At 65.0% G+C, this 25889-nt stretch carries 21 protein-coding genes; 11 read left to right on the forward strand and 10 right to left on the reverse strand.

Going from position 1 to position 25889, the window contains the following annotated elements; translation table 11 throughout:
• Positions 1 to 70: 70 nt before the first annotated feature.
• The 3 genes from ACQY4S_RS11670 to ACQY4S_RS11680 all read left to right on the forward strand — a co-directional run bounded on the left by ACQY4S_RS11670 (position 71) and on the right by ACQY4S_RS11680 (position 3680).
• Positions 71 to 1387, forward strand: coding sequence for an MFS transporter (locus tag ACQY4S_RS11670; RefSeq protein WP_428485369.1), 1317 nt, complete (start codon positions 71 to 73; stop codon positions 1385 to 1387).
• A gap of 143 nt (positions 1388 to 1530) precedes the next feature.
• A complete protein-coding gene (locus ACQY4S_RS11675) occupies positions 1531 to 2919 on the forward strand; it encodes an MmgE/PrpD family protein (RefSeq protein ID WP_428485370.1) in 1389 nt (462 codons plus the stop codon).
• A gap of 125 nt (positions 2920 to 3044) precedes the next feature.
• Complete coding sequence (locus tag ACQY4S_RS11680; RefSeq protein ID WP_428485371.1) at positions 3045 to 3680, forward strand: class I SAM-dependent methyltransferase; 636 nt, start codon at positions 3045 to 3047, stop codon at positions 3678 to 3680.
• Positions 3681 to 3852: 172 nt separating this feature from the next.
• Here the strand turns inward: ACQY4S_RS11680 and cydC are convergent, their stop codons facing one another.
• The 4 genes from cydC to ACQY4S_RS11700 form a co-directional block, all read right to left on the reverse strand.
• The gene (gene cydC, locus ACQY4S_RS11685) at positions 3853 to 5481 is read right to left on the reverse strand and encodes a thiol reductant ABC exporter subunit CydC (protein ID WP_428485372.1); all 1629 of its coding nucleotides are present in this window, start codon (positions 5479 to 5481) and stop codon (positions 3853 to 3855) included.
• Entirely contained in the window at positions 5481 to 7175 is a 1695-nt protein-coding gene (cydD, locus tag ACQY4S_RS11690; protein WP_428485373.1) for a thiol reductant ABC exporter subunit CydD, read from the reverse strand. The genes cydC and cydD overlap by 1 nt, the downstream gene beginning before the upstream one ends.
• Before the next feature lie 247 nt (positions 7176 to 7422).
• Positions 7423 to 8217 carry a hypothetical protein gene (locus tag ACQY4S_RS11695; protein WP_428485374.1) on the reverse strand — a complete coding sequence of 265 codons (795 nt, stop codon included), beginning with the start codon at positions 8215 to 8217 and terminating at the stop codon, positions 7423 to 7425.
• A gap of 175 nt (positions 8218 to 8392) precedes the next feature.
• Positions 8393 to 9139: an SDR family NAD(P)-dependent oxidoreductase gene (locus tag ACQY4S_RS11700; RefSeq protein WP_428485375.1), complete on the reverse strand. Its 747-nt coding sequence runs from the start codon at positions 9137 to 9139 to the stop codon at positions 8393 to 8395.
• Positions 9140 to 9166: 27 nt separating this feature from the next.
• On the opposite strand from ACQY4S_RS11700, the gene panC reads away from it, so the two are divergent.
• Complete coding sequence (gene panC, locus ACQY4S_RS11705) at positions 9167 to 10042, forward strand: pantoate--beta-alanine ligase (protein ID WP_428485376.1); 876 nt, start codon at positions 9167 to 9169, stop codon at positions 10040 to 10042.
• Positions 10043 to 10085: 43 nt separating this feature from the next.
• Here the strand turns inward: panC and ACQY4S_RS11710 are convergent, their stop codons facing one another.
• Positions 10086 to 11066 carry a hypothetical protein gene (locus ACQY4S_RS11710; RefSeq protein WP_428485377.1) on the reverse strand — a complete coding sequence of 327 codons (981 nt, stop codon included), beginning with the start codon at positions 11064 to 11066 and terminating at the stop codon, positions 10086 to 10088.
• A 293-nt stretch (positions 11067 to 11359) separates the two neighbouring features.
• Complete coding sequence (locus tag ACQY4S_RS11715) at positions 11360 to 12301, reverse strand: DUF2332 domain-containing protein (RefSeq protein ID WP_428485378.1); 942 nt, start codon at positions 12299 to 12301, stop codon at positions 11360 to 11362.
• Positions 12302 to 12563: 262 nt separating this feature from the next.
• Here ACQY4S_RS11715 and ACQY4S_RS11720 point away from each other — a divergent pair, with 262 nt between their 5' ends.
• The gene (locus ACQY4S_RS11720; protein ID WP_428485379.1) at positions 12564 to 13502 is read left to right on the forward strand and encodes a glycine/sarcosine/betaine reductase selenoprotein B family protein; all 939 of its coding nucleotides are present in this window, start codon (positions 12564 to 12566) and stop codon (positions 13500 to 13502) included.
• 2 nt (positions 13503 to 13504) lie between these two features.
• A complete protein-coding gene (locus ACQY4S_RS11725) occupies positions 13505 to 14710 on the forward strand; it encodes a CaiB/BaiF CoA transferase family protein (RefSeq protein WP_428485380.1) in 1206 nt (401 codons plus the stop codon).
• Positions 14711 to 14881: 171 nt separating this feature from the next.
• On the opposite strand, the gene ACQY4S_RS11730 is transcribed toward ACQY4S_RS11725, so the two are convergent.
• A complete protein-coding gene (locus tag ACQY4S_RS11730; protein ID WP_428485381.1) occupies positions 14882 to 15271 on the reverse strand; it encodes an OmpA family protein in 390 nt (129 codons plus the stop codon).
• A gap of 325 nt (positions 15272 to 15596) precedes the next feature.
• On the opposite strand from ACQY4S_RS11730, the gene ACQY4S_RS11735 reads away from it, so the two are divergent.
• Positions 15597 to 17189 (forward strand): ArnT family glycosyltransferase, encoded by a 1593-nt coding sequence (locus tag ACQY4S_RS11735; RefSeq protein WP_428485382.1) that lies wholly within the window; start codon positions 15597 to 15599, stop codon positions 17187 to 17189.
• 19 nt (positions 17190 to 17208) lie between these two features.
• Here the strand turns inward: ACQY4S_RS11735 and ACQY4S_RS11740 are convergent, their stop codons facing one another.
• Entirely contained in the window at positions 17209 to 18321 is a 1113-nt protein-coding gene (locus ACQY4S_RS11740; RefSeq protein WP_428485383.1) for an NAD(P)/FAD-dependent oxidoreductase, read from the reverse strand.
• A 236-nt stretch (positions 18322 to 18557) separates the two neighbouring features.
• Between ACQY4S_RS11740 and ACQY4S_RS11745 the strand changes: the two genes are divergently transcribed.
• Positions 18558 to 19049 carry a GNAT family N-acetyltransferase gene (locus tag ACQY4S_RS11745; protein ID WP_428485384.1) on the forward strand — a complete coding sequence of 164 codons (492 nt, stop codon included), beginning with the start codon at positions 18558 to 18560 and terminating at the stop codon, positions 19047 to 19049.
• A gap of 95 nt (positions 19050 to 19144) precedes the next feature.
• On the opposite strand, the gene ACQY4S_RS11750 is transcribed toward ACQY4S_RS11745, so the two are convergent.
• Positions 19145 to 20284: an SMP-30/gluconolactonase/LRE family protein gene (locus ACQY4S_RS11750; RefSeq protein WP_428485385.1), complete on the reverse strand. Its 1140-nt coding sequence runs from the start codon at positions 20282 to 20284 to the stop codon at positions 19145 to 19147.
• A 429-nt stretch (positions 20285 to 20713) separates the two neighbouring features.
• On the opposite strand from ACQY4S_RS11750, the gene ACQY4S_RS11755 reads away from it, so the two are divergent.
• The 3 genes from ACQY4S_RS11755 (at position 20714) to ACQY4S_RS11765 (ending at position 22917) form a co-directional block, all read left to right on the forward strand.
• The gene (locus ACQY4S_RS11755; protein WP_428485386.1) at positions 20714 to 22141 is read left to right on the forward strand and encodes an amidohydrolase family protein; all 1428 of its coding nucleotides are present in this window, start codon (positions 20714 to 20716) and stop codon (positions 22139 to 22141) included.
• An 11-nt stretch (positions 22142 to 22152) separates the two neighbouring features.
• Positions 22153 to 22446 (forward strand): hypothetical protein, encoded by a 294-nt coding sequence (locus tag ACQY4S_RS11760; protein WP_428485387.1) that lies wholly within the window; start codon positions 22153 to 22155, stop codon positions 22444 to 22446.
• Between the two features lie 102 nt (positions 22447 to 22548).
• The gene (locus ACQY4S_RS11765) at positions 22549 to 22917 is read left to right on the forward strand and encodes a hypothetical protein (RefSeq protein WP_428485388.1); all 369 of its coding nucleotides are present in this window, start codon (positions 22549 to 22551) and stop codon (positions 22915 to 22917) included.
• Between the two features lie 4 nt (positions 22918 to 22921).
• On the opposite strand, the gene ACQY4S_RS11770 is transcribed toward ACQY4S_RS11765, so the two are convergent.
• Positions 22922 to 25825 carry an FAD-dependent oxidoreductase gene (locus ACQY4S_RS11770; protein ID WP_428485389.1) on the reverse strand — a complete coding sequence of 968 codons (2904 nt, stop codon included), beginning with the start codon at positions 25823 to 25825 and terminating at the stop codon, positions 22922 to 22924.
• Positions 25826 to 25889 lie beyond the last annotated feature (64 nt).

A 25889-nucleotide genomic window follows, 5' to 3' on the forward strand; every position in this document is an offset into this window, starting at 1 on the left:
TGTCGTCCCGCCACGCTACCAAACCGCACACCCGCGATCAGACGGGTGAACGTCAAGGGGAGGGTTTGCCATGGCAAACACGAAACGAGGTGTTTGTACCTCGCGTGTGAAGCGCATTCAAAACGTCAGCCTGTCGCTCATATTCATAATTTGCGTCCTGAACTACATGGACCGTGGCACGCTTTCGGTGGCGAATCCACTGATCCGCAACGAACTCGGCTTGTCGGTCGCGGAAATGGGCGTGCTGCTGTCGGCGTTTCTCTGGCCCTATGCCTTCACCCTCCTGTTGGCGGGCGGCCTGGTTGATCGCCTCAAGCCGCGACGGGTCTTGACGATTGCGATGATCGTCTGGTCGATCGCCCAGGGCGCCGCGGGTTTCATCGTCAGCTATGGACAATTCCTGCTGGTCCGGGCGCTGCTGGGCGTCGGCGAAGCGCCGATGTTTCCAACCGCGTCGCGTGTCGTCAACGACTGGTATCATGAAGGCGACCAGGCCCTCGGCGTCGGGATCTGGAATGGTGCGCCTCCGCTCGGCAACGCCATCGCTCCGATCATGCTGACCCCGGTCATGCTGATGTTCGGCTGGCGCTGGATGTTCGTTCTGATGGCGGTGCTTGGTTTCATCCTCGCCGGCATCTGGTACTCGGTGTATCGTGATTTCGATAGCAAAACACTTACCGAGATGGACCGGCACTATCTGTACCAAGAGGGCGTGGCGCCCGAGGCGCATCCGGTGCATGCCGCCGCCTGGGGCAAGCTGTTCAGCTTTCGCAGCACCTGGGGGCTGATCCTCGGCTTCTTTGGCAACGTCTATATCGGCTGGCTGTTCGCGGCGTGGCTGCCGGGTTACCTGGAACAGCAACGCCACATGAGCATCGCGAAGACCGGATTTGTCGCCTCGGTGCCGTTCCTGTTCGGACTGGTCGGCAGCATTCTGGGCGGATACCTCGCCGACCGGCTGACCGCGCGCGGCATGACGGCGATCGCCAGCCGCAAGATGCTGACCGTGGGCGGATTGGTGATCATGGCGTGCGCCACCTTCATGGCGGCGGAGACCGACAGCAACTTCATCGCCGTCGCATCGATTTCGGCGGCCATCTTCTTCGGCCAGAGCTCGTCGGGCACGTCGTGGTCACTCGCCACTGCCTGCGCGCCAGCAAACTACGCCGCCTCGCTGGGGGCGATCATGGATTTTGGTGGCTTCATCGGCGGTGCGCTGGCGCCAATGGTCACCGGCTTCATGGTGCAGGCGACAGGATCATTCACCCCGCCGCTGCTGGTCGCCGGTGTCATCGGGCTGTTGTCCGCCGGCGCCTACACGCTGGGGATTGGCAATGAACCGATCTCCGGCAAGGCGTTGGCCAGCGGACAGGTGCCAGCGATGTAAATCCGGTCGGCGCCGATCGCTGGGCGCCATCGCGGTCTGGGCAAATGGCGCCGGTCTGGTTTGGGCGAATTGATGTCAGGGTTTTTGCCAGTCTATGATCGCAAGTAAGGACGCTGGGCCGCTTGCAACGAAGGGGATTGTCAATGACCACTTTGGCCTGGCAGATCGCTGAACGGATCCATGCCCCGCGGTTTGAGGACGTCTCGCCGGACGCGCGCGAATGGACCGCCAGCGCCTTCGTGGACACTGTCGGCGTCACCTTGGCCGGCATTACGGAGGACGCACCGCGCCTGCTGCTGCGCGTGCCGGGCGTGGCCGAGGCGGACGGACCGTCGCTGATCCTGGGCACCGACCGGCGGACCAGCGTGCTGGATGCGGCGCTGGTGAACGGCGTCGCCGCCCATGCGCTGGACTATGACGACGTCGCCGGCGCGATGGGGGGCCATCCATCTGTCATGCTGGTGCCCGCGCTCATTCCGCTGGCGGAGATGACCGGCGCCAGCGGCCGGGACTTGGTGCTGGCTTATGTCGTTGGCTTCGAGACCGTCTGTCGCCTGGGGCGCGGCGTGCATCATCATCATTACGACAAAGGCTGGCATCCTACCGCCACGCTGGGCATCTTCGGCACCGTCGCCGCCGCTTCCCGCCTGCTGAACCTGACGACGGCGCGGACGGCCTGCGCGCTGGGCATGGCCGCCTCCTTCGCCTGCGGCCTGAAGGCCAACTTCGGCACCATGACGAAGCCGCTGCACGTGGGTCATGCCATTCGCAACGGCCTGTTCGCCGCGCTGATGGCGCGGGAGGGTTTCACCGCCAACGCCGCCGCGTTGGAGCACCGTCAGGGGTTCCTCGATGTCTTCAATGGCCCCGGCACCTACGATACCGCCCGCATCCTGGATGGCTGGTACGACCCGATCGAGTGCGGCGGCGGCGGCGATCCTGGCTTGAAGCCTTACCCGTGCTGCGGCAGCACGCACCCGTCCATCACCCGCGTCATCAACCTGGCTCACAATCATGATCTTCACCCGGAGCAGGTGGAGCGTGTCACCGTCATGCCGCATCCCCGTCGTCTGCCGCACACCGACAATCCGGACCCGCGCACGCCGCTGGAAGCAAAATTCAGCCTGCAGTACTGTGTTGCCCGCGCGCTGGCCGACCGGTCGGTAAAGCGGGCGCATTTCGAGGGCGATGCGCTGTTTGATCCTGGCATCCGCGCCCTGATGCAGCGGATAGAGACCCGGCCGCACCCCGACATGCCGGACGACTGGGGAACCGAGGTGATCGTGCGGACCACCGACGGCGCCCGCCACGTCTCTCGCCTGGATCGGTATCCCAGCCGCGGACCCGCGGGCGTGCCGATGACGCGGACGGAGCTGTGGACGAAATTCGCCGACTGTGCCGAACGCAGCCTGCCCCGCGCCGGCCTGCCGGAGATCTTCGAAACATTGATGCGGATCGAGACGCTGCCCAGCATCGCGCACCTGACCTCGCTGCTGCGGCCGAACCATCGTGCCAAGACCGCCGAACTTTAGCAGCCGGCGTGATTTTCGAAACAATCTGACGACCAATTGGTGTAAGCGGCGCCCAATGTCATGCCCCAGGCACAGGAGCGAAGCACACCGTGGTCGATCAAGGAAACCATATACATCGCGACCTCATGAACCGGATTCACGGCACCGACATCTATGCCGGGTTTGTACCGACCTTTGCCGAGGACCGGCAAGGCTGGAACAGTGAACACGCGGCCTTTGACGAAATCATCCGCAAGGTGAGGCCAAGCGTGGCGATTGATGTCGGGGTATGGAAGGGTGCCTCGACAATCTACCTCGCCAACCTCCTGAAGCGTAACGCCGTTAGCGGAACGGTGATCGGCGTGGATACCTTTCTGGGCAGTGTGGAGCATTGGGACCGAACCTCCGGGTTCGGCGGCCTGATGCCGTTTCGCCACGGCATGCCATTGCTGTACGAGCAGTTCCTGAGCAACGTCGTCCGAGCCAGCGCACAGGATCAAATCGTGCCGCTCGCCCAGACATCCACCATCGCAGGCCTGCTGCTGCGCCGCCTGGGCGTGCAGGCCAGCCTGATCCACATCGATGCGTCGCATGAGCATGAGGATGTGCTGCGGGACGCCCGCACCTACTGGGACATACTGGCACCCGGCGGCTACCTGATCGGCGATGATTACAATCAGGATTGGCCTGAGGTGATGCAGGCGGCGGATCAGTTCGCCGCCGAGAAGAACGTGCCGCTGATGCCGAGCTTTCCAAAGTGGATCGTCAGAAGGCCGATTTAGAGCGTGATCGCCTGAGGCTGACCCAGTCAGACGGCGTGAATCACGCGATCAAACAATGAATTAAAGTGCGATTCGTAGGTCAACCTAGACCAGTCGTGCTTTAAGGGAATAGACCCGACTGCCTAAGCGGCTTGGGTTCGCTGGTGCTCCTCATGCCGCAAGTCAGGAAAGCCTACCCCGCCGCCGCGATCGCCTTTCCGCCCGACAACCGGAAAATGCGGTCTAACCGCTCCACGCCCGTCAGACGGTGCGTGATCAGCACGACGGTGCGCCCCGTCGCCGTCTCGTTCAGCGTTTCCAGGAACGCCCGCTCGGTCTCCGCATCCAACCCGGCGCACGGCTCATCCAGGATCAGGATCGGCGCGTTTGACAACAGCGCCCGCGCCAAGGCCAGCCGGCGTCCCTGGCCGCCGGAGAACCGCATCCCCCCCTCGCCGACCCAGGTATCCAGCCGATCCGGCAACGCCCGCACGGTGTCGCCGATCCGTGCCGCGTCCAGCGCTGTCCATATCGCGGTCTCATCCGCTTCAGGCCAAGCCAAAAGAAGGTTCGCCCGGATCGTGTCATCAAACAGATGCGTCGCCTGGCTTAGCCAGCCAATGCGTTCTCGCACCAAAGCCGCCGGCAGCAGCGCGATGTCGACCCCGCCGATCCGAACCTGGCCTGACCGCGGCGCCACAACCTTCAGCGCCAAGGCCGCAAGCGTGGACTTGCCTGCGCCGGATGGCCCCAGCAGCGCCACCCGAGTCCCCTCCGGTACCTCCAACGTCAGAGCGTCGAACACCGGTGGCCGGTCGGGCAGCCAGCGGAACTGAATTGCCTCGAACCGCAGCGTGTTGCCCTTCGGCATCGCCACCGGATCGGCCGGATCGGGCACTGGTATCGGCGCGTCTGCCGCATCCAGGACACGCCGAGCCGCGGCCGAGGCATGCCCCGCCGCCGCGCCGGCACGCGGCAATCCGCCCACCGCCTCGAACGCCGCCAGCACGAGAAAAGACGCCGCGATCGCCCCTGCCGGATTGGTCCCGGCCGCCAGCAGCACCGCCAGCACCGCCGCCTGAGCACACAGGAACGCCGCCGAACCAGCCAGCGCCGTCCGCGCCGCCATGCCGCGCTGCGCCGTCAGCATCGTCGCTTCCCGCGCCTGCACCGTGGCCAGCATGCGGCCCTCGGCGGCAAACGCCCGCACCTCCCGCAAACCGGTCAAGGCGTCCAGCGCGGCGATCCGCAAGTCACCCGAGGCGACGGCCAGATCGTGGCCAGCGTCGCTGGAGGCGCGAGCCGCCAGCCACGGCAGCACGAACGCCGCCAGCACGAACAGCGCGCCGATCTCGAGCGCCAGCACCGGCGCGCGGTGTCCGACCAGGATCACCAGAACCGGCAGCAGCAGGACCCCGCCGGCCAGCGGCAGCAGGATGCGCAGATATAGCCCGTCCAGCGCCTCGACATCGCCAACCAGCCTGGCCAATGCGTCGCCCGCATGCCGAAAACCAAGGCCGCCCGCGGCCGTGCGGGCCAGGCGGCGAAAGAACCACACCCGGATATCCGCCAGTGCCCGGAATGTCGCGCCATGGGTCACCAGCCGTTCGGCATACCGCAGCACGACCCGCGCCACCCCCAGGCCACGCAGCAGGAACGGCATCGCCAACGCGCCAGTCAGCAACGCCGCACCGATTGTCACGCCGGACACCGCCATCAGCCCGACACCGGCCACCAGCGCGGCGAGCGAAATCGCCAGCCCGGCCAGCAACCAGCCGCTCCGCGGCGCCCACAGCGCCAGGATGCGAAACAACGGACCCATCACGCGGCACCGCGCGCCGACGCCACACGTCCGTCCCGAAGGTCCAGCCGCCGGCCGCCCCAGGCATGTGCGGCGGAGGAATGACTCGCCAGGATCACCGTCCGCCCCAGCGCCAGGCGCTTTAGGCTGTCGAACACCTCCTGCTCGGTCGCCGGGTCCAGATGCGCGGTTGGCTCGTCCAGCAGCAGCAGCGGCGCGTTCTTCAGGTAGGCGCGAGCAATGGCGACGCGCTGCGCCTGACCACCGGACAGGCCGTAGCCGCCCTCCCCGATCCGCGTGTCCAACCCGGCCGGAAGGGTCGCCGCGAACGGTTCCACCCGCGCCGCACGAGCGGCTTCGGCAACCTCCTCATCGGTTGCCTCAGGCCTTGCAAACCAGATATTATCACGGATCGAGCCAGCGAACAGGACCGGCCGTTGGCCGATCCAGGCAGTCAGGCGAGACAGCGCCTGCGGCACCAGATCAGTGATATCGGCGCCATTGATCGTTACCCGGCCGCCGTCGGGACGAACAAACCCTAGCAGGATCTCGATCACTGATGACTTGCCGGCGCCGGACGGGCCAGCCAGCACCAGCGTCTCCCCGGCCGAGACGCGGAATGACAACGCGTCCAATGCCGGACCGCGTGAGGCGTCCCATGTCAGCGTGACCGCATCGAATGCCACCGTGACGCCTTGGGCCGAGACGGTGCGGATTTCCCGCGCCGGCACCGGTTCGGGCAGCGGCGGCAAATCGATCAGCGCCTCGGCCGCGCCGGTGGCGTGCAGGCGGTCCTGGTAGGCGGCGGAGAATGTGCGCAGCGGCGCGAAGAATTCCGGCGTCAGCAGCAGCACCATCAGCGCCGGCCCAATCTCCGCCGGCAGCTCGCCGCCGGCACCACGCAGCCTGAAGAAATAGTGGATCGCCAGAATGATCATTGCCGCCGCCGCCGCCAGATCGAGGGCGACCGACGACAGGAACGCCACCCGCAGGATGCGCATCGTGCGCACGCGCAGTTCCGCCGCGGCCTTGGCCAGATCGCGCGCCTCGTCGGCCGACCGGCCATACAGCACGATGGTGGCGATGCCGCGCACCCGGTCGAGGAACCGCGCCTGCAACCGCGCCATCGCCAGGAACTGGTTGCGAGAAGCAGCGGCCGCGCCGATCCCGGCGACCGCCATCGCCACCGGCACCAGCAAGCCGCAGGCAGCCAGCACGGCGGCGGCCCAGGGATCGACCCACAGCACCGCCAGCAGCACGATCACCGGTCCCACCACGGCGAACGTCGCGGCGGGGACGTAGCGGGCGAACAGACCATCCAGCGCCTCGATCCGGTCCACCACGATGGTCGCCAGATCACCGGAATGGCGGCTGCGCAGCAGAACCGGCCCGGCATGCAGCAGACGGGACAGCGCGTCGGTGCGCAGCCGGCGGCGCGCCGACGCGCCGGCGGCGAAAGCACTGCGCTCGATCAAATAGAACAGGATGGCGCGCAAGATGGCCAACACGATGAACGCGGCGATGGCCAGCACCACGGTGGCCGATCCTCGGAACGCGTCGGTCAGCGCCGACGCGGCGGCGATCGCCTGTCCGACTCCCGCCACCGATCCCGCCACGTGCAGGCCCAGCACGGGCCTTGCCGCTCGGCTGCCGGCGCGTTGTTGCTGCCGAAGCCAGGTTTTCGCGGCTGTCTTGCCGGAGTCAGCGTTCGCCATAAGCCTGGGACTTAGAGCATGGGACGCGGGATGGACAATGGCTGGTTCGCACATTCAGCGTTAAACTTGGGCAACGCGTCAGCCAGGGTGGCGCGTCAGGCACACTCCGCCGCCATGCATGGAACATCACTCGGTCAGTGATCGTGTTGCGGTTGAATGTCCGCTTCCAGACCCCGCCGGCGATCCTCTAGCCCGACGGGACGCCAGCCATGCGATAGTGAGCCGCCGGGTGAAAACGCCACGCGGATCAGGTCCGCTGGTCTAGATGCTCCAGCAGCGCCACCGCGCCAGGCAGGTCGTGCCGCCTTGCCCGCAGCAGCTTCTCGCCGCCGACAGCGTAGACCGCCACGGCCGACAGAAGGTCGCGCAGCCGGCCGGAGGCACTGGCATCAAACCGCAACACGCAGCCGCCGGTACGCTTGGCGAGATCCCAGAATACCTCGGCATCGCGGCGCGCCGTCGGGTCGGCCGTATCGTGCAGCACGATCAGCCTGGTGCCCTGCGCACCCATGGCGTCCGCCAGCCGCCGCCCCTGCAACACGCTCTCCTCGAACACGTCGCCGATATAGATCACAACCCGCACTCCCGGCTGCTTCAGGCTGGCCGAGAGGATCGGCAGCAGCCGGGTCATTCCGGCCTGACACGCCACGCCGGCGGCACGATCACGCAGCGTGGCGGCGTTATCGGTGAAGGCGGAAAAAGTGTGGACGCGGGAGCCGCCATGTACGGCGAGCGCCACGTCCAGCTCGCCCGGCAGCGCCTTGACTAGGCTGTCCGTCACCTGCCGTGCGGCAGCCCAGGCCGGCTCGCGTGAGGCGGTGGCATCTACCGCGAACACCAGGCGCGGCCGAACCGGGGTGCCGGTATCTGCCGGCGGTTCGGCATGTCGCAGCGCCGACCGCAGTGCCGTGGCCGCGGATGTGGCGGCGGTGGTCGCCATCGTCCGCAGCCGAACCAACGCCCCATCGTTCCGTGCCGGTGCCGGCGGCGCCGACGGCACGGCCTCGTTTGGGATCAGGATGAAGTTCGGCTTGTCGGTCATGGCTGTCCTCAGTTTATGGCGCGATGATCCTGGCGGAAAGGCGGTCTGTCGAAGCCGCCCGGCTCGCGGGCGCGATAGGAAGCAGCCGCCGTGTTCGAGAACTTGTCGCGTGGCAGATCGGATGAGCTGATGCCGGTGCTTGCAGCTATCCAGACCTTGCGCTGACGGAGGTTCATCAGTGCATCACGTCGCCGCCGTTCGGCGACAAGGTTGCACCGACGTAGAAGCCGCCCTCCGGCCCGGCCAGCAGCAACGCGGTGGCGGCGATCTCCTCGGGCCGGCCGAAGCGTCCGGCTGGCAGAGCGTCGATGAACGCCTGGCGATCGGCCGGCTCCATCGTCGCCGTCAGGTCGGTGTCGACCGGGCCGGGCGCGATGGCGTTGACCCGAACGCCTTTCGGCGCGGCCTCCCACGACAAGGCGCGGGTGAAGCCGATGATGCCCGCCTTGGCGGCCGAATACGGCGCCGAGTTCACCGCGCCCTTCAGGCCGCGCTGGGAGGCGATGTTGATGATGCAGCCGCGCCCGCGCGCGACCATCGCCGGATAGACCGCCTGCGCCATGAAGAACATGCCCTTCAGGTGGACCGACAGGATCTGGTCGAACTCGGCTTCGGTATAGGCTTCGAACGGCTTGCGGATATTCATGCCGGCATTGTTGAACAGGATGTCGACCGGCCCGAACGCCTCGGCGACCTGTTGCGCGAACACCTTGGTCGCGGCGATGTCCGCGACATCCAGCGAGCAATGCAGGGCACGCCGGCCCAGCGCGCGGATCTCGGTCGCGGTGGCTTCGGCCTTGGCGTCGTCGTCCAGATGGCAGAAGGCGATATCCGCCCCCTGTTCCGCGAACAGCAGCGCCGTTGCTCGGCCAATGCCGCGGGAGCCGCCGGTTACCAATGCAATCTGGTTCCGCAGTTTCATGACACCTGTCCTCCGCCGTGCCACGGCATGTTGCCTGGGATCGCGATCCGCACCAAGCTCCGCCACATGCTGATCGCCCGCACCCTGCCCGATCTGCGTGCCGCCAGCGCCCGCTTGCGCCGCCATGCCGATGCGCTGGCGTTCGTCCCGACGATGGGCGCGTTGCATGCGGGACACCGCGCGCTGGTTCGCGCGGGTATCGCGTCGGGTGCGGCAACAGTGGCCTCCATTTTCGTCAATCCGCTGCAATTCGCGCCGACCGAGGATCTGGCACGGTATCCACGTGACGAGGCCGGCGATCTGGCGGTGCTGGAGGCCGAGGGTTGCGCGCTGGCTTGGCTGCCGGACGTGGCAACGATGTACCCGGTGGGCGAAGCAACGACCATAACCGTGGCCGGTCCGGCCGAGCAATGGGAAGGCGATGCCAGACCCGGACATTTCCGTGGCGTGGCGACGGTGTGTGCGAAACTGTTCGGCCAGGTGCGGCCGGATCGGGCCTATTTCGGGGAGAAGGACTGGCAGCAGTTGCAGGTGGTCAGGCGGATGACCGCCGATCTGCTGCTGCCGCTGGAGATCATCGGCGTCGAGACGGTGCGGGAGACGGATGGCCTGGCAATGTCATCGCGCAACCGCTTCCTGTCCGCGACGGAGCGGGCTGTCGCGCCGGCCCTGATCGAGGCGTTGCGAACCGCGGCGGCGCGGCTCGCCGCTGGCGAGGCCGCGGCTGGCGTGCTGGCAATGGCGCGGGCGGCGTTGGGCACCAGAGGCTTCGATGTCGACTATCTTGCGCTGGTCGATCCGGCAACGCTCATGCCACTCGGCAACCTCGTGCCCGGCGCGCGGTTGATCGCGGCGGCGATGCTGAGCCACGTCCGACTGCTGGATAATATTCGGGCCATCTGACCTTGGCCGCCGTTTTGCTACCGTGTGGCTTTGCCTCCAAGGTCTACCACACGGTGACCCGCGCCTCTTTCTGTTTTAACAAGGATCCCGCCGTTGCCCATTCCTGGAACGACATGAACCTGGGGGCCAGGAAGCTGTAGCTGCGCTCCACGACCCTCCAAAGGAAATCGTCATAATGATTAGGCGCCGCCGCCCAATCCGCGAACATCGGCTCCCATGCCTGACCGGTGCGGTACAGCCAGTCCCGCTGCCGCCGCAACCCGGCAATCGCGGCCGGCAGGTCCCGCAGCATGGCCAGGATGTCGTCCAGCCGCGCATCCACTTGATCAAACCGGTCGGTAATCTCCTTCAGGCCTCGGCGAGCCAATGCCTGCACCTGCTTCACCGTGTCCCGTCGGCTGACCGGCACCTCGATTATCTGCAAGGCCAGAAGCTTTTCCCGTGGCCGTGCAATGCCGCGCATCAGGGTGCGACGCATGGTCTCGATGCAGGCCATCTCCTCGCTTAGCGAGCCGATACCCTCTGTCACCTCCGCCACCTCCGCCCCGTCGAGCTGCGCCGCCGCGCCGTCAATTGCTTTCTTCATCAGGTCCCGGTTTCCGGCCGTGTCTTCCCAGCCAGGTGTCATGGTGCCGCTGAGGGTGACGCTTTGCCCCATGCGAGCGAAGACACAGCGAACCAGATTGTGGCGCACCCGGCTGGTCGCCAGCATCCGGTCCTGCTCGGTTGGCTTCCAGCTTGCCTTACCGCCATTGAGCTCCGACGGAAGCGTGTCGCCAAGGCGAAGAGCCACCACGAAATCCAGCGCCTGCTCGATCAGGTTCAGCATCTGACCATCAGGGCTGTCGGGATCGACCCCGAACTCACGCGCGACCGAACGAAGCGGCAGCACCGCTTCCTGCTTTTCAAGCCGCATGACCATCGATGGCACCCGAGCGCCCTCACTGAGACGGAAGACCGGGTCGCCGAGCATGCGAAAGCCGGCATGCGAAAGTTGACAGACCTGGGGAACGAGCTGGGACATGAGGTTACGGAATTCGCTTGAACACCACTGAGACGCCGATAAGTGCAGGAATAGCTTAATAAAAGGTGAACCATGCTATTGTTACAGGCTGCTTTCAGTGGCTGAGCTTACGCGCGGGCGGCAGCCGGCTTGAGTTGGCATATCCGGCAAGCGGCCCTGTGGCAGGTCGCGATTGAACGACGCTGACCGCCCGGTGGCCTGATCGATCGACGGCGAGCGGCCGCGCCTGGCATTTGGCCAATCTGGGCAGCCGTGTCGCATCTTTGCTGTGGCACGCAGCGGAGCCAACGGCATCATGCAATCCAGGTAATCCAGCTCCCGTGCGGATTGGTCCAGGCGACCGGAACGCCGTCCTGCGCCATGAGGAATGCCCTATCCGGCGCCGGAGAGCCTACCCGCCTGGCAATGGCGGGAAAAACCGCCGGCGCCTCGTTGCTGATCCAGACAGCGCCAGCTTCCATCACCAGCCGGCCAAATTCCACTCGTTCGGCTGCGTCCGGCAGATAAGCCAGCACCGCGGTGTGAAACACGACCGGCGTGCCATATTGGCGCGCTTCAGCCACCAGCCGAATGGTGTCCACCCGCAAATCGCCAGGCACTACCGACGGCGGATCGGCGCAGGCTGCGGTCATCGCCTGCCGCAGCCGCGACAGCCGCTCCGGCTGGTCCGGCCACACCAGCGCCTCCAGCCATGCAACCTCGGCAGGATCGGCCAGATCGACAGGGTCCAGATCAAGGCCTATGCGCCACGCCACCTCCGGCTTGCGATACGGCAGCGGAGCCTGGGCGCGGCAGTGAAGCACGGGCATGCCAGGCAAAGTGACAGAACCGTAATCATATCCATAACGGTCCGGCAACAGACACAGCCCGGCCGAGGCTCCTACCTCGATCAACGCCAGCGGCCCAGGCAGGCGGGCGAGCAAAGGCAACAGCACTGCGCAGCGGTTTGGCTCGTTCGTCTGCGTCCGCCGCCGCAGCATCAGGCTGCAAACCGCGTTCGCATGCGATAGCAGCCGGTTGCGAAAATCCGAGAACCCGGCGGCCGTTCCGGCGACAACCCGCACCGCCGCGAACAGCAGGTTCGGCTGCTGCTTTTCCAGCGGCAAGGCTGCCAGAAGAGTGAGTATTGCCCCGTCGTTCGCTACGCCCAAGGCAAGCGCCTCATACAGCGGCGAACGCCCCCGCGCCTCGGTCGCCGCGAACCGCTGGTATCGTATGGACAAAGCCTCTGTCATGCATGCAGTCTGGCAGGATACTGGCCATTCGGGAACCGCCAAATCCGGGCGCGAGCGAAACTACAAAATGTCCTTTCCCTCGGCTGGCCGCCCGCAACCACCGCGGCAACATGCGTTTCGGCTTTTGCACCACGGCTGCATGCGAAGTTCTGACGGTCCGGGATCACCACCGAAGCAGGGTGTTTGGCGTGCCAAGAAACGCGTTTCATGGGCAGACAGTCCTGTCGGCCTGTCCTATAATTTCAGCAATTGGAGGACACACATGGATCAGACCCTCGACACTCTGCTGGGCTTTGCCCCGGACTATAACTCCCCAATCCCTTACATGCGCCGCACTCGTGAGTATTATGCCGCGATTGGCTACGCGACACCGTATCGCTGGGCGCATTTCCTTGCCGCGCCGTTCACCCCACTCCGCAAGCCGCTCCGCCAATCCACCGTCGCGCTGATCACCACCGCCGCGCCCTATCAACCTGGCAAGGGCGATCAGGGACCCGGTGCGCCCTATAACGGCAGCGCCAAGTTCTACACGGTGTATTCCGGCGACACCGCGCAGGACCACGACCTCCGCATCTCCCACATCGGCTACGATCGCACCCACACCACCGCGACCGACAGCGGCACCTGGTTCCCATTGCCGGCACTGCGCAGAGCGGCTACCTCCGGCCAGATTGGTGCAATTGCGGCGCGCTTCCACGGCGCCCCCACCAACCGCAGCCACCGCGTCACAGTGGAAACCGACGCGCCGGAAATCCTGCGTCGCGTTCAGGAAGACGGCGCGGACGTCGCCGTTGTCGTTCCCAACTGCCCGGTTTGCCATCAGACCAGCACCCTGGTCGCCCGCCACCTGGAGGCCAACGGCATCCCCACCGTCGTCATGGGCTGCGCCAAGGACATCGTCGAGCATGCCGCCGCGCCGCGCTTCCTGTTCAGCGACTTTCCCCTGGGCAACAGCGCCGGCAAGCCACACGACGTCGCCGCACAGGACCAGACGCTGGCGCTCGCGCTGCGTCTGTTGGAAACCGCGGCCGGCCCGCAAACCACGATGCAGTCGCCGATCCGCTGGAATGAAGATGGCAAGTGGAAGCTGGACTACCTGAACCTGGAGCAGATCGGCGAGGCGGAACTCAAGCGCCGGCGGGAAGAATTCGATCGGCAAAAGGAACTGGCTCGGCCGAACCGCACGGTCAAGGCGGCATGAGTATGGACGGCAAAGCGGGGCGTCCGTTCACCGGTGTCCGGATCCTGGATTTTACCCAGGTGCTGGCCGGCCCCTATGCCAGCTACCAATTGGCGCTGCTAGGTGCGGACGTGATCAAGATCGAGCGGCGCGGCGGTGAGGACATGCGCCGCACCCCGCTGTCCCGTGAATGGGCGGACCGCAACATGGCGCCGCCGTTCCTGGCGGTGAACGGCAACAAGAAAAGCCTGACGCTCGACCTGCAGAAGCCGGCTGCGCGGGAGATCGTGCTGAAACTGGCCGCCCGCGCCGATGTGGTGATGGAGAATTTCCGCGCCGGCGTGATGGACCGGCTTGGCCTTGGCTACCAGGCGCTGTCGACGATCAATCCGAAGCTGATCTACTGCGCCATTTCCGGCTTCGGCCAGACCGGCCCGGCCAGCGGCGAAGCCGGGTATGACGGCAAGCTACAGGCGATGTCGGGCATCATGGCGATCACCGGCCATCCGGAGACGGGCCCGACGCGCGCCGGCTTCGCCGTGTGCGATATCCTGTCGGGCGCCACGGGCGCTTTCGCGCTGGCATCAGCCTTGTATCAGCGGACCCATACCGGGCGCGGGCAGTTCGTCGACGTCTCGATGCTGGAGGCGAGTCTGGCGTTCCTGGCAACCCAGGTCGCCGACTACACCGTGGCCGGGCACCGGCAACAGCAGGCGGGAAATCAGGCCGTCAGCCGCAAGGTCACCGCCAACCTGTTTCGTGCCAAGGACGGCTTCCTGCTGCTGGCGGTCAACGATGAGAGACAATACCACGCACTGATGACCACCATCGGCCGAACCGACGTGCTGGACGATCCGCGCTTCGCCGATTGGTTCAGCCGCAAGGAAAACGAGCAGACATTACGGGATATTATTGAAACTGCCCTGGCCGAAGCTGATTCCAGGCTGTGGGAACGCCGCCTGAACGATGCCGGCGCGCCCTGTGCCAGTATCTGGAAGGTGGAGGAAATCATCGACCATCCACAGGTCGCCGCGCGTGGCGTGATGCAGACGGTGGATGGTCCGCATGGTTCGTTGCGGCTGATGGGCTCGGGCTTTCAGATGGCGCATGGCGGCGGCAGGCTGGATACGCTCGCGCCCAACGCCGGCGCCGACACTGACGCCGTGTTGGCCGAGATCGGCTATGACGACGCGGCCATTGCCATGCTGCGGGCGGACGCGGTCGTGTAGGATTGATCGCGTGGTCCACGCCTTCGGATCAGCCTTCGGCGATCACACGCTATTCCGTTACCGGGGCACCCTAAGGCCGTGGCAATCGCCCATGAACGATGCCGTGGGCATGCCGGGTCCCCTGTCAGCCTGTATCCGCCATTCCTGCCGTTGCCGGTGGGCGACCCGCGCTTACGGACCAACGCTGATATCGACTCGTCGAACTGACAGGTTGGGCAAGTTCTCTGGATCCGTAATACCGTTGGCCGTCACGGTAATACGATCCGGCCTGACACCGATGCTGACCAGAGCCTGCTTTACCACCTCGGCACGCTGAGCCGACAGGCCGGCAACGTCCTGTCCTGGATCGGGTGGCGCGGCAAAACCAATTAGTTCCACAGGCTGCGAGGGGTGGTCTTTCGCGAAGGCCGCCGCCGTATCGACGGTTTGCCGCGCTTGCTGGTCAAGATCGACGGAGTAAGGCTGGAAAAAGATGCTGAATTTCTGTTTGTTCGTCCCAAAGAGACTTGCGCATCCCCCGATAGTCACGATCAGCAGACACATGGCAAATCGATAACGCATCAAAGCCCCCACTACTGCCCGACGTCATAAACGCATGCGCGGAACATTGCTTCAAACAGTTTCCGCCGCGTGAGGATTGACATCCCGCTGAGCGGACGACACGCGGGCATTTCGCTTCCACACGAAATCCTGCCAGCGTTTCTTTCGGTGGACAATCAGCCGACATGCCGTTTCGTCTTAAGCTGGACTCAACAGAATAGTCCTGGTATCAAAACAGAAACACTCCGGAGTTGATCAGTCCATGGCGTCATACGCATCACGGGCTTCAGTTCCGCTCGGGAATCAAACCGAAGGCGTACTTCGATCAGTCCTGCAAACGGCGGCCGTGGCGGCAATCCTGCTGTTGGCGTGCCTCGCACTTCTGCTGACTGCGCCCGTCGACGGCGATTTCTGGTGGCAGGATGCCCCGCGTCATGCTCTGAACGGCGCTTTTATCCGTGATCTGGTGGCGGCCCATCCATTCGGCGACCCGGTTCGCTGGGCCATCAACTATTACCTCATGCGGCCCGCGTTGACGATCATGTTCTATCCACCGCTGTTCTACGGGATAGAAGCAATCGCCTTTCAATTGTTTGGCTTCACGCATTTCGTTGCGCAGTCCACGGTCATGCTCTTCGTCCTGTTGCTCGCTTGTGCGGCCTACAAGCTCGCCCGAACGTTCCTGCCACGATGGTCGGCACTCGGCGCGGCCCTGCTGGCAATCGGCACCCCGGAGACCGCCTTCTGGGGGCGGCAGGTCATGCTGGACGTGCCAGCCTATGCATTGATCGCGACCAGCACCTGGTGTCTCGTCAGCTATGTTAAAGGCAGCAGGCCGCTGGCGGTTTATCTTGCCGCACTGTTCCTTCTGGCCGCGATCTACACGAAATACAATGCTGCCTTTGTCGCACCCGCGCTGGCGGTCGGGTTCGTCATGGGTAAAGGCAGGACCGCCTTGCGTGACCGCCACGCGATCATCGCGGCCGCAATGACGGCCGTTGGCCTGGTGCCGGCGCTTGTCATCATGCTCAAGTTCGGCGCGCGCAATCTGGACTCCATAGCCAGTCTACCGGGCACCATTCCATTGGGCAGCCTGGACTGCTGGCTGTTTTATGTTGAAGCGCTGCCTGTTCAGGTGGGTGCTATAACCTTGGCGCCGGCGGCTGGCGGCCTCGCCGTGATGTTCAGGCGGGCCGCCGCCGCACGGGATCAATGGATTTATGCACTGCTGCTGACGTGGCTGGTGATGGGTTACCTGTTCTTTAGCTTGATTGCTCTCAAGGAAGTGCGCCACGACATCATGGTTCTTTTGCCGCTGGCGAGCGCGGCACCTTTGTTTCTTCTGGCCATCTTGCCGAAGCCGCTCGGTGAAGCAGCCGGATTGACGCTAGGTGTAGCCACACTGGTCTATACTCTGGCCTTCTGTCCGGTCTCACGCGTCGGCGGATATCGTGCCGTTGCTGACTACCTCGCCAGGGTTGTGCCCCATGACGGCTTGGTCGTCTACGCGGGCTACCGTGACGGAAACCTGATCTTTAACCTCGCGACGCATTCGGATCGGTCCGACGTCGCTGTGATCCGGGTCGATAAGCTGTTGCTGTCCGACCCGTTTGGCGAGCGACGGCGCGGCGTCAAGCAGGCTGACGATGACGAAGCGACGATTGCCCAGATGCTGCGTGATGTCGGCGGTTCATATTTCGTCGTACAGCCTGGCTTCTGGTCGGATCTTGCGGTGATGGCTCGGTTCCAAGCCGTGATCAACGGCGCGGACTATCAGAAAGTCGCGCATTTCGATTTGACTGGAAATCTGAGTACGCAAGACGGCACGAAAGGTATTGACATCCTGCGGCCAACCTACCCGGTCACGACAAAACAGCGCCGCATCAATATTGACATGCCGATCATCGGAGAGCGGTTCGAAGGAACATCCCATCAATAAATTTGCAAAACCATAAGGTTCATGCAAATCGCCCCGGCGTCACAACTGGGATCAGCGCTGCCGCATCCCCCGGATCACGTTCCAGCACCAGGTCCGCCACGAAGCGGCCGGCGGCGGGTGCGGTCTGGATGCCATAACCCCCCTGCCCGACGCACCAGAAAAACCCCTTCACGAGCGGATCCCAGCCGAACGCCAGGCTGCCGTCCGGGGTGAACGTCCGCAGCCCGGCCCAACTATGCTCCACCCGCCGCACCGGGATATCCAGCGCCTGCTGCATCCGGTCGATCCCCACGGCGATATCGAACTCCTCGGCCTGCACGTCATGCGCGTGCGTCGGCGTGGCATCGGCCGGCGACACCATCAACCGAGTCCGCGCCTCGGGACGGGCATACCAGCCCTCCTGCACGTCGATGATCATCGGCCAATTCGAGGCGTCAAATGGGGAGGGATCGACGATCGCCGCCGTCCGCCGGCGTGGCTCCAGCCCAAGCGGCGTGGCACCGGCAATCCTGGCAACTTCATCGCCCCAGGCGCCGGCGGCGTTGATCACCACCGGCGCGCGGAATACCGTGCCCGTCGCCGTCTCCACCTCCCACATCCCATTCCGTTCCTCAATCCGTCCCGCTCGGCTGCGCAAGCCCAGTACACCTCCGCGCGACCGGTGCATGCGCAGGAACCCCTGGTGGATCGCGGCAACATCCATGTCGAATGCGTCCTCCTCCAGCGCCACGCCGCCGAGGTAGCCGGGGCGAAGCGCCGGAACCAGTGCCTCGGCCTCGGGAACCGTAATCCGTCTGATGCCCCGGCCGACGGCGATCGCGGCTTCCAGCGCCGACATCTGCTCGGGCGTCGCCAGCGTGAGCACCGGCCGATAGCGGATCAACGACGCCTCGGCGAACCCGGCCGGCGGGTTCTCATAGAACGCGCGCGACAGCCGCGTGAGCGCACGCACATCCGGCGGTCCATAGTTCTGGATCCAGATCGCGGCGGAGCGTCCGGTGGTGTGATAGCCGGCGACCTCCTCGGCCTCGATCAGCGCCACGCGCTTTTCGGCTGACAGCGACGCCGCGGCGGTGGCGCCAGCCATGCCAGCGCCGATAACCGCGATGTCGAAATCCTGGGCGGTGGTCATACAGCCTCCATGGCGAGTGACGCGCCGGCGGAGGAATTCGCCGCGGGACGCGCCGGTTGAATATTGAGGCTTATAGATTGTTGTCCTTGTGGCGTCCCGCAATCAGGCGAGAGACTTTTCTGCCCCTGCCGCGACACCAGGAGCGTCAACAATACGAAAAAGAAACAATAATAGCCAAGCTTGGACGCTTTGTGCCAGACTTGCTCCGTCTTGACGCCAGAGTGCATGATGAAGCAATGAAGATCCAAGATGCGGTGATCAATGACGCGCCCGCTGCGTGCGAAGTCCTGAGGCGATCGATCAGCGAGCTATGCGTGGCCGATCACGGGAACGATCCCGCGATCCTGGCTGCGTGGCTACGGAACAAGACCCCTGAGATCGTCGCCTCATGGATCGCCCAGGTGGATAGCTCTCTGTTGGTCGCTATCGAGCATGGCGCGATCCTCGTGGTAGGTTCGGTGACCGATGCAGGGGAGATCATCCTGAACTACGTCTCTCCGGATGCGAGGTTTCGTGGCGTCAGCAGGGCCATGCTCGCCGCGCTCGAAGCCCGGGCGATAGAACGGGGCAATACACGATCCACCCTGAGCAGCACTGAAACCGCGCGGCGTTTCTACCACGCCAACGGCTACGCCGAAGACGGAGTCAAGACGCGGAACTACGGAACGAACACCGGCTACCGAATGGCAAAGTCCTTGACCGCCCAGATCGTTGACCATGTTAGTTGAGCAAGCGTCGTTTAGTTGAGCAAGCGTCCGGCAGTGCTTGCCGGACCTGCCGGGGGCGGTCATACCGAACGCCCCTGTGCGCGCCAGGCAGTGCCTCAATGCTGCGCGGGCAACCGTTTACCTCCCGGTCCGATCAGCCCTGGATAAGGCGCCTTGAAACGATAGACGGTTCCGCTCACCGCGCCTTCCATATAGATATACTGATTATCCGGGCCACCAAACGCGAAGTTGGTTGCCGAGGCGTCGCCATTCGGCAGCGGCACGTAACCGAGAATCACGCCTCGCGGGTCGTATTCAATAATCCCGCCGATGCCAAGCTGCGCCCAAAGATCCCCGTGCACGTCGTAATGAATCCCGTCAGGGCCACCGTTTCCCGGATTGTAGCTGCCGGTCGTGGCAAAGAAGAACGTCAGATGCTGCGGATCCTTGGCGCATTCGGTGCAGGCCGCGTTTGGTCCGTTAAGAAACGAGTAGTAGAGCATCCGGTTCGCGGCATAGTCAGCGACGGCCAGCGTACCGTCATCCGGCGAGACAGCGATCCCGTTGGGAAATTCTCCGGTCGAGATGATGCGCCGAAGCACACCTTGTGTGGAATACTGGTAAACCGCCCCTGTACGATCCGTCGCATCCGGCCCAGCACCCGTGCCCCATGGATCGGTGAAATAAAGATTGCCCTCGGCGTCGAAATCAAGGTCGTTTGGACCCTTGAAGAGCTGATTTCGGTAGGTCGTGACCAGTGAGTTCAGTTTCTTCGTCCCAGGATCATAGACCATGATGCCAAGATGGCGCGTCGTCAGATAAAGCTTGCCATCATGCCAGCGTGTACCTTGCGGCTCGCAGGCAAACCCAAGTTCGGCCGCTGGGTTGCAGTTGACGACCGGAACAAGCTTGCCCTCCGGCGTCAGGTAGGAAATCCACCCGCTGCCGATGGCGACGAACCAGAAGTTGCCCACGTCATCGAAAGCGCCGCCCTCCAGGAATTTGCCCTGTGGCGTGTCGTGGATATCTGCGAACAGCGAAACCGGCCCGACATTGGGCGGCGGTGGGGGAAGCCCCCAAGGCCGTCCCTGGTCAGACGTAGGCGCGGCCGGAGCCCGAGCCGGACCTCCGGCCGATGGCGCACCCGCCGCGGAACCGGAGGTTGGCGCCTGCGCCGACGCGGCACCGATCCAGATCAACGTCCCGAAAACAGCAAGCGATAAGGCGTGGCAAGCCCCTGTCAACCTGATTGTCACGATGGTTCCTCCCCCTGCACCTGTGCCGCGTTCATTTGCCCGCGCGGCGCTTCACGTGTGTGCGGCTCGAGTAAAGATCGCACCAGGATCGACCGCCACCCCCTGGGCCATCCCTGAGCCTTCGTCTCGCGGCGTATTGATGAACGATAGGAAAATCCCGAAGCTCGGCACAAAGGCCGAAACCGACGGGTCGGTAGCACGCCTCGAAACGCTCGGGTTGTTTTATTCGTCCCGTCAGGCCCCATTCGGCGTAATGCTTGTCCAATGCACGGCAAGTTCCTGCGGCATCCAAGCCGCCCTGCGTCTCAGCTGACCTCCTGACAGGCAGCGCCAATAACGGAATTAAGATCGCTGAGCGCATTTCCGGCGTCACCTTGCCGCCGGTGCGCAGACGCGTAACCATGCGGCGGAAGCGCAGGGGGAGACAACATGATTGATCTGGTGATCCGCGGCGACACGGTGGTGACGCCGCAGGGCGTGGGGGCACATGATATCCTCGTCACGGGCGGCACAATCGCGGCCGTGGCGGCGCCTGGCTCAATTCCGGTGCCCGAAGGCGCCCGGTTCATTGATGCCATTGGAAAGATCGTCCTGCCGGGCGGCATCGATCCGCATGTGCACTGCAAATGGTCGCTGCCGAACCCGGACGGCAGTTTCGGTTTGACCGAACCCCCCGACGTTGTCAGCAAAGCCGCGGTGCATGGCGGCACCACCACCATCATCGACTTCACCCGCGCCTCCGAAGGCAAGACCCTGCGCGATGCGATCGAGGTGCGGGAACGCGACTGGAAAGGCCACTGCGCCTGCGACTACGCGCAGCACATCATGGTGGAAGGCGCGCTGCCGATCGACCTGCCGCCGCAGGTAGCCGAAGCGATCCAGGCCGGCTATCCGACGGTGAAAATCTTCACCACCGACATCACCCCCAGCCGCAAGGGACGCATGGTCGACTTCGGCGACATCTGGGAGATCTTCCAGGTATTGGCGGAAAATCAGGGCTTGGGCGTGATCCACTCCGAAGACAACGACATCGTCATGCACATGTATGGCAAGCTGATTCGTGAGGGTCGCACCGGGTTTGAGAACCTAGCCGAAGTGCACAACACGCTGTCGGAAGATGTCTCGTTCCGCCGCGTCATCCGCCTGGCCGAGAAGGTGCCGGGCACCGCGCTTTACATGATGCATGTCTCCGCCGCCACCGGCGTGTCGGCGATTCAGGAAGCGCGCCGCCGCGGCGTGCCGATCTATGGCGAATCCCTGCATCAATACATGCTGTACAACAGCGAGGACTACAAGAAACCAAACGGTCAGATCTATCATACTTATCCTTCGCTGAAGTCGCCGGAGGATCAGGCGGCGCTATGGCAGGGCACGCTGGACGGCTCGATCAACTGCGTCGCCACCGACGAAATCTGCTGTACCCTGGCAAGGAAGCTGCAGGGCGTGCGGATCGACGATACCACCGGCGGCAATGCCGGGGTGGAGCCCAGAATGGCTCTGATGTATACCGAGATGGTCGGCAGGCGCGGCTATTCGCTGCAGCGCTACGCCGATCTTGTCTCCACCAACGCGGCGAAGATCATGGGGCTGTACCCGCGCAAGGGCGCACTGGCAGCGGGCTCGGACGCCGATATCTGCGTGCTGGATCCGGCTGACCAGCGGGTGATCCGCGCCGAGGACCTGCACGAGGCCGACTACACCCCATGGGAAGGCCGCAAGATGGACGCCTGGCCCTGCCTGACCATGATCCGCGGCCAGGTCGCGGTGGAGAACGGCGTGTTCAAGGGCAGCCTCGGCCACGGAACATGGCAGCACCGCAAGGTGGCGGAGGCAATGATCACCGCGCCTCGCCTGTAGGATAGGCGGCCTTGACCGATGCGGCACTTCGCAACCTTCTGCTGGATTGCCTGAAGCTGTGGGATGTCGAAGGCAAGGTCTTCGTGCGCGACGCGGACGTGGCAATCGAGACTCCAGTCGGCACGTTCTCGGTCGCCCAGGCCCATCCTGATCTGCACCCGGTGCGCTGGTTTTACCAGACGCCAGAGCGGGAGGCTGCCAGACGGTCGCCACGCGCCGCGCCGTCGATCGTGGCACTGCTGTCGGCGTTGCGGAATGCGATGGGGGGTACTGGTGGGGACAGGCTGCGGGTTGGCGGGATGTGAACGCGCCGCATGCCATTGCGTTCAAGAGACGGGCTGCACGTAGCGATTTATAGTCTGTTTACCTTTCGACGAGCAGTATGGGCCTGTCGAAGGAAGACGTTGATGCCAGATATGTCGGTTGATTTTTTGCCCCCGTCTCCCTATCCTGTTGATATGGAAGCGCGCCTCGCAGTCCTGGAGCATATCGCGAAGACCACCGTGGCCGCCCTGGAGAGGTTGGAGCAACGTCAGGATCAACTACTCGACCGGATGGACCGCCGGTTCGACGCGCTGGACCATAAGTTCCAGGCAGTCGATCGGAAATTCGAAGCGGTGGATCGGAAGTTCGAAGCGATGGATCGCAAGCTCGAAGCTAAGTTCGACACCCTGGCCAGCCGCCACCACGCCGACTTCCTTTGGTTACTGGCGATGAATATCGCCACCATCGGCAGCCTGTTGGCCGCGATGGCACGCGGGTTTCACTGGCTCTGATCCTCTACCCGAAGCGCTCGGCCCGATAGCGCGGATCAATCGTCTCTCCGTACAAGATCGCCTCTGCCGTCATCTGCCCGACTACTGGGCCGAGCGTATAGCCGTTTGCCGTGACTGTGTTGTAGAACCCTGGCAGGCCCGCAGCTTCCCCCAGCAGCGGCGCACGGTCCACCGCCACGTTGATCCCGGTCCAGGCGCGCACGATTGAAAGCGACCGCACCGCCGGCAGGGCGCGGCCGCAGACCCACAGATTGCCCTCGATGTTCCGCCGCAGGTTGTGGGTTCGCCCGGTGGCCGGATCGAAACCGCCGAACCAGCCGCCGCCGATCAGGAAGCCGCCGCTGGCCTGCTGCTTCAATGACAGATGCCGGTTGGCGATCGCCACCAGATGCCGGGTCAGCGGCGGCGCCGGCTCGGTCACGATGACCTGCTGCACCGTCCCGGTGACCGGCAGATCTAGCCCGACCATGCGCCCGATGCGTGCCGCCCAGGGTCCGGTCGCGTTGACCACACGACCCGCCGAGACCACACCCTTGCTGGTCGTCAACGTCCACCCGGTGCCAGCCTGTTCTATCGACTGCACCTCGGCGCCGCGCAACAGCCGAACACCGGACGCTTGCGCCAGGCGCAGCAGCGCCATCATGCCACGCAGCGGATCGCCGTATCCCTCGGCCGGAACGAAATCCGCGCCGACCATGCGGTCCGACAAGGCAGGGGCGAGGTCACGTAACTCGTTACTTCCAAGTATGTGGGATTCGATCCCCCAGCGCTGCTCCATCGCGGATTTGCGGCGGAGCCATGACAGTCCGGCTTCGTCCTCGGCCAGCATCAGGCCGCCTTCGGTGCGGATGCCCAGGTCTTCTCCCGCTGTTGCGGCGATCGCCTTCCACAGCGCGATGCTGCGTGGCGCGAGCGGCAGGGTATGCGCCGCCGGGCCACCATCCGAAGGCGTATCTTCATTGAAATCGTAGGACAGCAACTGCACGTGAAGGCTGCCGGCATTGGCGGTGCTGGCGGCCATCGCCGCCTCGTCGCGGTCGATCAGCAGCACGTCGGCACCGCCTTTCGCCAGGAAATACGCGGTCGACAGCCCGGCCGCGCCGCCGCCGACTACCACCACATCGGCATGCCGCATCTCGACCGGCAGTGGTGCGAGGGCGTGCAGCCTGCAAGGTGGGGCAGGATCGGGCAGCAGCGGGGCGATGAATTCGGGTGCCTCCCGCATCAGCGGAGCGATCGGCACCGGCCGCAGCGGCGCGCGAGGCGCGGCAAATCGGTCCGGGCCTGCCGCAGGCTCCGCGGTGGTCGGACACATTCGGACAATCGTTGCGGCGCAAAACCGACCCTGGCACCGGCCCATCCCGGCGCGGGTGGCTTTCTTCAGCGCCGGCAGCGAGGTCAGGCCACTGGCGATTTCCGCCCGCAGCCGAGCGGCGGAGACTTCCTCGCAGCGGCAAACGATAGCGGCGTCGGCGATCGGCACGGCAGGAGCGGCGAACACCCGCCACAGCGCGTCCTGAAACGCCTCCGCCCGGGCCAACGCCGCCTGCGTGGCGGGATCGGCCGGCGCCCCCAGCCCGAGTTCCCGCGCTGCCGCCAAACCGGCCAGCCGCCCGCGTGCCTCGGCAATGCGGGCGCCTCCCAAAGCCGCACCGTCACCCACGGCGAAGACGCCCTCCAGCGATGTACGGCCGTCGGCGTCGGTTTCAGTTGCCAGGGACCCGGCGCCGCGGCTGACAAGCCGGTGCGGCACCCCAAGCGCGCGGGCCAGCCCAGTCTCCGGCTGAAACCCCATGTTCAGGGCAACGATATCGACTTCGAAGCGATGAGTACCGGCGCTCGCGGTTTCCACTCGTTCGCTGCCATCCAGGCGGTCAAGCATCGTGCCCCAGAGCACAGGCACCCCGGCCCGCTTCAGGCGCAGCCGCATGGCGGCTCCATCGCGCACAAGGTCCGGTGCCGATCGAACCATACGGGCTAGCTCCTGCCACGCCGCCAGACCGGGCGCCAGAGCGGCCTCCAGCACCGCCACCGGCTTCACGCCGCCGGCCAGCAAATCGCAGGCAAGCTGCAGGTTCAGCGGTCCATTGCCGGCGATCAGGATGCGCTGGCCGGGGACGACGCGCTGCGTCCGCACCAGGGTCTGCAAGCCGCCCGTGGTCATCACGCCCGGCAGGGTCCAACCAGGGATCGGCACCGGCGCCTCATGCGCGCCGGCCGCCAAGATCAGGCGGCGCGGGCGGAATGTGACTGCCTGGCCGCGCACCACAGCGGCGATCTCGTCCGCCGCGAAGGCGCCCCACACCATTGCTTCCGCCTCCAGCCGCACGCCGGCCCGTTCGGCACGGGCGCGCAGGCGATGGCCGAGGGCGAACTGCGGGTCGGGTGAACTGTCGGTGTGGCTGGCGGCGAGCGGCTTGGCGAACTGGCCGCCCGGCGAACGCCGTTCATCCAGCAGCACCACGGACGCGCCGGCCTCGGCCGCGGCGATGCCGGCGGACAGCCCGGCGACGCCACCGCCGACCACCAGCACGTCACAGGTCCGCTCGCATCCGTCCGGTGATGGGTCCGGTTCGGCCAAGGTCGCGGGAAAGCCGCCGAGGACCGTCATCCCGTCCACCGCGTGGCTCAGGCAGGCACGCTGGCCGATGCGTCCATCGACGGTGACCACGCAATCCCAGCAGGCGCCCATGCCGCAGAACAGCCCGCGCGGCGCACCGGTGGACGTATGACGGAACGTGGTGACATTGGCGGCGGACAGCGCGGCGGCAAGCGTCTCGCCGTCCAGCGCCTCGATACGATGTCCATTAAACTGAAAGGAAATCGCACGGCCGGTGGAGCGAATGGTCGGGTGGGTCAGGCGCATGACGATAGCATGGCAAATCCAGCCGATATTTGACAGCCACATGTCATGCTCCGACAGCTTGACGTGTCCAAATGATCTAGCGTATCAATCAGACATCTGCCATTCA

This window comes from Rhodopila sp. (assembly GCF_965276935.1).
Taxonomy (GTDB): Bacteria; Pseudomonadota; Alphaproteobacteria; order Acetobacterales; family Acetobacteraceae; genus Rhodopila.